The organism is Legionella tunisiensis (assembly GCF_000308315.1).
GTDB classification, from domain to species: domain Bacteria; phylum Pseudomonadota; class Gammaproteobacteria; order Legionellales; family Legionellaceae; genus Tatlockia; species Tatlockia tunisiensis.
This window is the reverse complement of sequence record NZ_CALJ01000224.1, coordinates 24,808-31,576: the sequence shown is the minus strand read 5'-3', so window position 1 is coordinate 31,576 and position 6,769 is coordinate 24,808. Positions and strand designations below refer to the sequence as shown.

The window sequence follows — 6,769 nt, the reverse complement described above, 5'->3', positions numbered from 1 at the left end:
TTTGGATCGCCAGGATTCAAAATATGCCAATCAACGATGACATAAATTCCTCGTTCGTAGGCTTCATTAATTAACTCGCTAACTTGCTGAGTAAAGGCACCAGGATTGCTCTCATAGCCACCTTCCTGGACATAAAGAGAAAGTCTAATAACATTAGCTTTAAAATTCTTGCTCAAGACATTTAAAGAGGCTTCAGTTATACAAGAACCAAGACCGTACCATTGAAGGCCATGAGTACTCATTCCCTTTAATTGGATTGCGTTTCCTTGTTCGTTACAAAGCTGTGTGCCACACACTTTTAATTGTCCATTGATAGCAAGTGGGGTTTCTGCATTTTCAGGACTGAAGTTTATTGTTACTACAGCATTGGCAGAGGCTGTCAAAGGCTGTGGTGAAAAAATGAACCGAATAACCGGTTACTGCCGGAGAGGAAAGAGTATAAATGACTCCTTCTGCTAGTATGACTGTTGCTGAGCCGTTGCCATTATTTAAATCTATCGTTTGCGATATCACCGTAGAATTATCATGAGGTGTCATATTTATTTTTAGCGATGTTAAGGTGGTTGGAGCCCCTGTAACATTTAAGGTGACGGAATCCTGAATAATCTGAGTGCATTGATAAGTTAAATTAGTCGCAGGAAGGCTTGTTGTACTAGCAATTAAACTGGTAGGTGAAAAGATTGGAGTACAATGCTGGCCATTATAATTAACTGCTGTTGTTGAGAACTGGTAAGTAGCACCTGCTTGTAATTGAGAAATGGTAGTGAGGCTGTCCCAATTCAATGAGCGCGCAATTGAATTTCCTGTTTGGTTTTGCGTTATTAGAACCAATGGATTACTGGTGTAACCTGCTAATTTATCAGGTAAAGTTTGTAAATTAATTGCAATTTTACCCTCTTGTTGAGTCAAATTATAAGTAATCGTTGAATTAACTGTTTGATCTTTTCTAATGTAAAATATAAGGTTGTGCATTTCCTTGGTAACTATGGCCATCACTGTCAGATAGATTTTCAGCGGCTACACTATAGGTCCCTATAGGTAATTCAGGTAAAGTGAGCGTAGAGGCCCAAGGCAATTGAACATTATTGACTATCTGGCCATTGTGAAATAAATGAATCAGGGCATAATTTTGCGAAACACCGGCCGGTTTTGGTGAAGCATTTTGTAATACTAATGAGCCTGTTTCGACGGGCGTTTCTAAATAAACATTCACACTATCTGCAAGATGATTATCTGCACTGACACCATACCTAATTTGAATAGAATCATTAGCAGGTAGTTTAGAGTTCGCGCCTGGATAATACGGAAAATGCAAATGAAGAGTAGCCAAAAAATTTCCAGTTATCTGATTTTGTGAAGAGATAGTTAACGAGCTATCCGGATAAGATAATGGTGAAAAATCTCCCCAGAATGATGTATTAATTGCTGTTGTACTTTCAAAGGAAATCGTAGAATTTTGAAAGTCTACCGTTTTATTACAATTATTGGTCAGTCTTAAAATCATTGACTTCCAGTACTGATCACCTGTCGCAGTAAATTGCGATGATATACAAGTAGTCGGTTGCGCGACTAAAAGTGGTTGCAATGGTTGTGCTGCAACTGCTTGGGCTATGAGTATGAGTAAACCGATAACTAAATGTTTTTCAAGATATTGCTTCCTTCCAATTAAGCCAATAAATCTGTAACGAAAACGAACATCAGTTTTGCTTTAGCGTAAGAAATTTATACTTATTTTTGTTCAAAGTAAAACTTAGATAAAATACTCTCTAATCAGTTATAAATTTTGTCAGGATGTATAATAGCTATGTTTGATTTTAATGATCTGGCTTTTGCCCACGGTAAACCACAGGTAACAGGAAGCATGAAAACCTCAGCAGAGGATTTTAAAGTTGATGAGGATCTTGGTTTTGAGTTAAGCGGTCAAGGCGAGCATCTTTATTTGCGTATTGAAAAAAATGGTTTGAACACGGAAGAATTGGTTAAGGTTTTAGCGCGTACTTTAGGTAAATCGGAAAAAAATATTTCTTATGCGGGTCTAAAAGATAGGCAGGCTTTAACAACTCAATGGCTTTGTGTCCACTGCCCTGGTGAGGAAATTGCGGCGCCTGATATGCTTGCTGGAGAAGGATGGCGGGTTATTGAAAACAAACGTCATTTAAAAAATTAAAAATAGGGATGCTTGCAGCAAATCGTTTTAATTTGATCTTGCGTGATATTCAAGAATGCGAAGAAGTGGAAAATCGCCTTCAACAAATTCGACGTGTAGGTGTGCCAAATTATTTTGGTGCTCAGCGATTTGGTTATGAAGGGCAAAATCTTATTAAAGCTGAAGCCTTTTTTAGTGGCCATGTGAAAGTAAAAAATCGATTTTTACGTGGGATTTATTATTCAGCAGCGAGAGCCTTTTTATTTAACCAAATTCTTTCAGCTCGAGTTAAAGCAACAACATGGAATACTGCTTTGCCTGGTGATGTTATGCAATTAGCTGGCAAGAACAGTATTTTTTCCATCGAGGATCCAGACGAGCTTATCCAAACCAGGATTGAAGAATTTGATCTTTCGCCAGCCGCTCCTTTATGGGGGAAAGGGCAGGAACGGGCAGGAGGAGATGCTTTAATTCAACAAGAACAGGTATTGGGTAAGTATAAATTTTGGTGTCAATCTCTTGAATCTCATGGATTAGAACGAGCATATCGACCTTTAATATTGCCAATTGAAGATTTGATGTGGCATTGGCAAGACGATCAATTGAATTTAAGTTTCAAATTAACTTCGGGTAGTTATGCGACCAGTGTTGTGCGTGAGTTAATTCAATTGAATGCTTAAATCATTTTATCGCAAGACAATGGATTCGGTCTTGTCTATTGAGGTAACACATCGAGCTGTCTCTAATTCAGTTATCAAGGGGACTCTAGTATGTTTACCATCGATAGTTACTATGACCTCATTTTCTCCTAGTTCAAATTCACCCATTTCAAATTGAGTAAGATGTTCTTTATGTTCAAGTGTTAGTTGTGACGGTATGTGGCTGAGATTAACAAGCATGACATCGATACCATCTTGAATAAGACGCCTATCAACTAATGAGATACCGCTTGGTTTTTCTCTCGATTTAGAATAATGATAAAGTGCGGTGATCTCACCGATTGCCTCACCAAGGAGTTGGCAACTTATGTCGAGTGGTATACCAATACCGAGCCCAACACCTTCCCCAACTATTCTCAGCGATTTTCCCATTACAAAGGCTAAGGAGAGGCCACAAAAGGTATCAAGGATACGGCTGGCAACTGCAGGAACTAGAACAATCATACAAGCACTGGCAGACGATCCCACTGCCAGATAAACGCCACCACCTAATGCAGCTGTTAATGTATAGCGGACTGGTGGTATATGACTAATCGTATCACCCATAACATAACCTACGCTCCAACCTAATATTTCTAAAGGCTGAGCAATTAAGGGTCTCAGGATCGAGGTAATAGGATAATTTTTACCGTTTTTTATCTAATAAGGCACATTGATCTTTAGCAAATTTTAGGAAATCATGCCATTCCAGTTCTGTAAAAGGAGCATTGGTTTTGGTATTGATAGCTTGCAACGGTCCATTCGTTTCCAAATAGCGTTTGGTTGCTAATAGGCAAGTAGCTCGAGTCTTTTCATCAACAAGATTAATAGGGCTTATCTCTGCTGCTTCATCAAGAAGTTGGCTTAAAATAGGGGGAGATAAATAATTGCTATTCGTTTTGGATTTAATATAGAAGCAGGCAGTCATGAGCACGTCCAAGGCAGTTAAAAAACTCTGGATTACCTCTTCAGCTTTCGTGAGACCCTCCCAATTTTTACGCAAAGCAGCCAGCAATCCTTTTATAAAGCCAATTTGCTGTCTGCGGGTCGCGATATCTTTGGCGCCAAAAAAACAACTGATTGCATAAGGTTGTGGCGATTTTTCTAAATCTTTCCCAGAACGAATTTCATAGTCGCGATCTAAACTGTCTAGTTTGCTAAGAAATTTTGCAACAGGGAGGACAAAGCCCATAAACACCTCACATCCATGTTAATTTACTATCCTATTTTTCTATATTACCCACTCATTGATTAAATGCAATGTTATTTGGGCAAATTTTATGTTAACAAGGCTTGTGACATTAAACACATTAATGTATTTGGATGATTACTTATTGGCTCTAATTGCCCACAAAAAATTCCACAAATAAGGAATTGTTTGAAATCATTTATGAAGAAATGCAAAGTTAATTAACCTATCGAAAAACTGATGATATAGTTAATAATCAATAGAGTATAAAGCTGTTTAGGCAATGATTATGGCGTCAATAAAACAGTTCTTCATGTTACTTCGGTGTTCTCATTGGTCTAAGGCTGCCTTTGTTCTACTTGGTGTTTTTTATTCGGGGGCACTTGAGTATCTGCCTGAGGCTTTATTAGCGGCGTTCTCATTTTGCTTAATTGCGAGTGCTGTTTATATTTATAATGATATACAAGACAGGGCGGAGGATAGGTTACATCCGCAAAAATACCGTAGACCTTTGGCCTCGGGTAATATATCGCTCCCTTTTGCACTGAATATGTTAGCAATTTTACTGGTTGGGGGATTATTGCTGGCTTGGTCAGTTTCAAGCGATCTTGCAGCGCTTCTTGGTTTATATTTGTTGATAAATCTCGCGTACAACCATGTCTTAAAAAATCTACCTGTACTTGATGTGTTATGCATTGCCAGTGGATTTATGTTACGTGTTTTGGCTGGCACTATAGGAATAGGCTTACCTATTTCTTGGTGGCTCACTTTGACAGCAACTTTGATTAGTCTATTTATCGCTTTGTGCAAGCGACGTTTGGAAAAGCAATTGGATTTGACTTATGCAACCCGAGAAGTGTTGAAGAAATACTCGCCTAGATTACTTGATTACCTGATTAATGGTACGGCGTTCTGTTGCTTTGTAGCTTATCTCCTTTATACCATTTATGCTCGTGACGAATCGTTCTATTTTTTGCTAACAATCCCTTTTGCCGCCATTGGATTATGGCGTTTTGCTCGGGTGACAATACGAAGTAGTGATAATGACGATCCGGTTTCTTTATTTTTAAGCGACAATTTATCACGTTTTAATTCGTTATGTTTTCTGATTTTAACTCTCATTGCGCTGTTTAAATAATGAGTAAGAAAGGATTATTAATTGGTTTTCTGCTTGTAAGCTTTGTTTACCTATTCCTGTTTCAGTTAAGGGCTATCTGGCCATTTACCATCGATGATATGTATATCAGCCTACGCTATGCTAAGCATTGGGCAGATGGTTATGGATTGTTATGGAACATCGGGGAGGAACCTGTAGAGGGGTATTCAAATTATAGTTTCGTTGTTTTAGCAGCAGTTTCACTCTACTTACATCTTGAGCCTGTTATCGTGCTGAAAAGCGCAGGTGTTTTAGGACTTTTCTTTGCGACAGTAGGTGTTTATTTTCTTTCGCGCTTATGGTTTTCTGTCTGGCTTGCCTTTATTCCCTGTCTATGGATGTTAGTTTATAGAGGCCAAATTATATGGTCTGTTAGTGGCTTGGAAACGTCTGTATATCAAGCTTTGATTGTTTTTCCTTATTTTTCCTATTATATGGTATGGGTTATGGTTTGTATTCTCAGCAAAGAAGAGAATCAAACAAAGTTTATTTCTTGCTGGCAGGTTTGTTATTTGCTTTATCAGCAATGACCAGGCCTGAAGCACCGGCCTTGGTGTTGCTTTTTGGCTTTATAGCCTTATTTGATAGTGGTAATGAAAAGAAAAAAAGTATTATAAAAATCTTTTGTGGGGCTGTTGTACCTTTCTTATCTTTTTTTACCTTATTTTATCTGGCGTTGGTATTATTATGGTCGATTATTTCCCAATGCCGTTTATTGCAAAGGATTCAATGATTTTTCTGCATTTAATCTTGATGAAAGCTATTTGGGTCTAATTTGGCCTTTTGTGTTGTTGGCTCTGCCTGCGATTTTTTTGCGAAAGACAGGCGCCATTATTTTTTATGGGCGCCGAGTATGTTGTATCTGATTTTATTAATTGGTGCCGATCCCATAGTTGCTTTCTTTAATCGCTTATTTTTACCTGTTTTTATTTTACTTCTGCCTTTGGCTCTTTTGGGAGTCACGTATATCGTGCGTTATTTCTTACGGAAAGAAGATGCAGTTTATTATACCAGTCTTGTATTTTGTGTGTTTCTTGTTGCGCTTGTTTTTATCCCATCAATGAGTTTGTCCAATTACCGCTATTTTGCTGTCAATCCGCAAGCAGGGGAATATTTGCGACAAAAGGTAGCAAATTGGTTAAAAATTAATGTCGCTCAGGGCGGTCAAGTATTGCTTGCGGATAGCGGGATGATTCCTTATCTTAGCTCGTTGCGTTTTATTGATTCTTATTGCTTGAATAACAAAAAATGGCACAGATACCGCACCACGAAAGATATCATTATATGTGCCAGGAAGCATTTCTCATTAAACCCGAAGCGATTATTTTAACGTCATTAATCGAGGGTGGCAGAGTGATTTATACGCCAACTGATTACTGCTTACAAAGAGAGCTAAAAAATAACAAATTATATAAATTTAGTACTATATGCCAGGCTAAAGACTTGGATTCATCTTATCGCTATGAAATTTATACCCTATTAAATTAAAGCTGTAGTAATATACGAGTTGCCATTGATTGACAAATTTTGTGCAGATCTACCTAGAAAGGAATTTTTTACAATTATGCAGAATATAGGTA

At 37.9% G+C, this 6,769-nt stretch carries 10 protein-coding genes; 5 read left to right on the top strand and 5 right to left on the bottom strand.

Annotation, left to right across the window (positions count from 1 at the left end; genetic code table 11):
- From BN58_RS29980 to BN58_RS28710, 3 genes are all read right to left on the bottom strand, one after another.
- On the bottom strand, positions 1-383 hold a 383-nt coding region (locus BN58_RS29980), incomplete at its 3' end, for a cellulase family glycosylhydrolase (RefSeq protein WP_156812526.1).
- On the bottom strand, positions 337-972 hold the full coding sequence (locus BN58_RS28715) for a hypothetical protein (RefSeq protein WP_019217291.1): 636 nt from the start codon (positions 970-972) through the stop codon (positions 337-339). The genes BN58_RS29980 and BN58_RS28715, both read right to left, overlap by 47 nt.
- Positions 947-1,585, bottom strand: coding sequence for a hypothetical protein (locus BN58_RS28710; RefSeq protein ID WP_156812525.1), 639 nt, complete (start codon positions 1,583-1,585; stop codon positions 947-949). Before BN58_RS28710 ends, BN58_RS28715 begins: the two co-directional genes overlap by 26 nt.
- Before the next feature lie 219 nt (positions 1,586-1,804).
- On the opposite strand from BN58_RS28710, the gene truD (BN58_RS29975) reads away from it, so the two are divergent.
- On the top strand, positions 1,805-2,167 hold the full coding sequence (gene truD / locus BN58_RS29975; protein WP_083852210.1) for a tRNA pseudouridine(13) synthase TruD: 363 nt from the start codon (positions 1,805-1,807) through the stop codon (positions 2,165-2,167).
- Between the two features lie 8 nt (positions 2,168-2,175).
- Positions 2,176-2,826 (top strand): tRNA pseudouridine(13) synthase TruD, encoded by a 651-nt coding sequence (gene truD, locus BN58_RS29970; RefSeq protein ID WP_083852209.1) that lies wholly within the window; start codon positions 2,176-2,178, stop codon positions 2,824-2,826.
- 6 nt (positions 2,827-2,832) lie between these two features.
- Here truD (BN58_RS29970) and BN58_RS13515 read toward each other — a convergent pair whose 3' ends face one another.
- A complete protein-coding gene (locus tag BN58_RS13515) occupies positions 2,833-3,411 on the bottom strand; it encodes a hypothetical protein (protein WP_019217289.1) in 579 nt (192 codons plus the stop codon).
- Between the two features lie 79 nt (positions 3,412-3,490).
- Positions 3,491-4,036, bottom strand: a complete 546-nt coding sequence (locus tag BN58_RS13510) for a hypothetical protein (RefSeq protein ID WP_019217288.1) — start codon at positions 4,034-4,036, stop codon at positions 3,491-3,493.
- Between the two features lie 286 nt (positions 4,037-4,322).
- Between BN58_RS13510 and BN58_RS13505 the strand changes: the two genes are divergently transcribed.
- The 3 genes from BN58_RS13505 to BN58_RS30980 all read left to right on the top strand — a co-directional run bounded on the left by BN58_RS13505 (position 4,323) and on the right by BN58_RS30980 (position 6,519).
- Positions 4,323-5,171: a decaprenyl-phosphate phosphoribosyltransferase gene (locus tag BN58_RS13505; RefSeq protein ID WP_051131918.1), complete on the top strand. Its 849-nt coding sequence runs from the start codon at positions 4,323-4,325 to the stop codon at positions 5,169-5,171.
- A complete protein-coding gene (locus tag BN58_RS30990) occupies positions 5,171-5,719 on the top strand; it encodes a hypothetical protein (RefSeq protein WP_026069477.1) in 549 nt (182 codons plus the stop codon). Before BN58_RS13505 ends, BN58_RS30990 begins: the two co-directional genes overlap by 1 nt.
- 323 nt (positions 5,720-6,042) lie before the next feature.
- Complete coding sequence (locus BN58_RS30980) at positions 6,043-6,519, top strand: hypothetical protein (RefSeq protein ID WP_156812523.1); 477 nt, start codon at positions 6,043-6,045, stop codon at positions 6,517-6,519.
- Positions 6,520-6,769: the final 250 nt, after the last annotated feature.

Excerpts from the sequence above, each read along its gene's own strand:
- BN58_RS28715 (WP_019217291.1), bottom strand. The coding sequence starts at position 972 with ATGCACAACCTTATATTTTACATTAGAAAAGATCAAACAGTTAATTCA.
- truD (WP_083852210.1), top strand. The coding sequence starts at position 1,805 with ATGTTTGATTTTAATGATCTGGCTTTTGCCCACGGTAAACCACAGGTA.
- truD (WP_083852209.1), top strand. The coding sequence starts at position 2,176 with ATGCTTGCAGCAAATCGTTTTAATTTGATCTTGCGTGATATTCAAGAA.
- BN58_RS13515 (WP_019217289.1), bottom strand. The coding sequence starts at position 3,411 with ATGGGTGATACGATTAGTCATATACCACCAGTCCGCTATACATTAACA.
- BN58_RS13510 (WP_019217288.1), bottom strand. The coding sequence starts at position 4,036 with ATGGGCTTTGTCCTCCCTGTTGCAAAATTTCTTAGCAAACTAGACAGT.
- BN58_RS13505 (WP_051131918.1), top strand. The coding sequence starts at position 4,323 with ATGGCGTCAATAAAACAGTTCTTCATGTTACTTCGGTGTTCTCATTGG.
- BN58_RS30990 (WP_026069477.1), top strand. The coding sequence starts at position 5,171 with ATGAGTAAGAAAGGATTATTAATTGGTTTTCTGCTTGTAAGCTTTGTT.
- BN58_RS30980 (WP_156812523.1), top strand. The coding sequence starts at position 6,043 with ATGTTGTATCTGATTTTATTAATTGGTGCCGATCCCATAGTTGCTTTC.